1 protein-coding gene is annotated in these 673 nt (G+C 34.9%); it reads left to right on the top strand.

Annotated elements, in window-relative coordinates:
* Positions 1 to 547, top strand: a 547-nt coding sequence (locus tag MM214_RS18955; RefSeq protein WP_241297746.1) for a PDDEXK nuclease domain-containing protein, incomplete at its 5' end; no start/stop codon positions are given.
* Positions 548 to 673: the final 126 nt, after the last annotated feature.

Genomic DNA, 673 nt, shown 5'->3' with positions numbered 1-673 from the left:
TGGAAACTCAAAACTCTCGACAGCGTTGAGAGATAATAATCAGGACTTGATAAACACATTTAAGGATAGTTATGTTTTTGAGTTTTTAAATCTACCTGAGCGCCACAGTGAAATGGATTTACAGCGTGGTCTTATTAAACAAATGAAAAATTTCATTCTTGAGCTTGGCAAAGACTTTTTGTTTATTGGCGAAGAATATAAATTACAAGTAGGGAATAGTGACTTTTTTATTGATTTGCTATTTTATCATCGTGGACTTCAATGTTTAGTGGCTTTTGAGCTTAAAACGGACAAATTTAAACCTGACCATTTAGGGCAATTGAATTTTTATTTGGAAGCTTTAGATAGAGACATAAAAAAGCCAAATGAAAATCCGAGTATTGGAATTTTATTATGTAAAGATAAAGATAGTGAAGTTGTTGAATACTCATTAAGCCGAAGTCTATCGCCAACAATGATTTCTGATTATAAAACACAACTTCCCGACAAAAAAATATTACAAAAGAAGTTACACGAATTATTTGATAGTGAATCAGATGCTGAATAGAATCACTACTGCCAACATTTAGCCCACTAGCCAAAAACCCTTGGAAAAAATCCCTGATTGATGCATTCATCTATCAGGGTCGCCGATAGGGATCGGGAGGTTAGTGGCTGCCGTGTGCGCCTATGG

The sequence above is a fragment of the Belliella kenyensis genome (assembly GCF_022549675.1).
In the GTDB taxonomy this organism is placed as follows: Bacteria; Bacteroidota; Bacteroidia; order Cytophagales; family Cyclobacteriaceae; genus Belliella; species Belliella kenyensis.
This window is presented reverse-complemented; position numbering and strand designations above follow the sequence as displayed.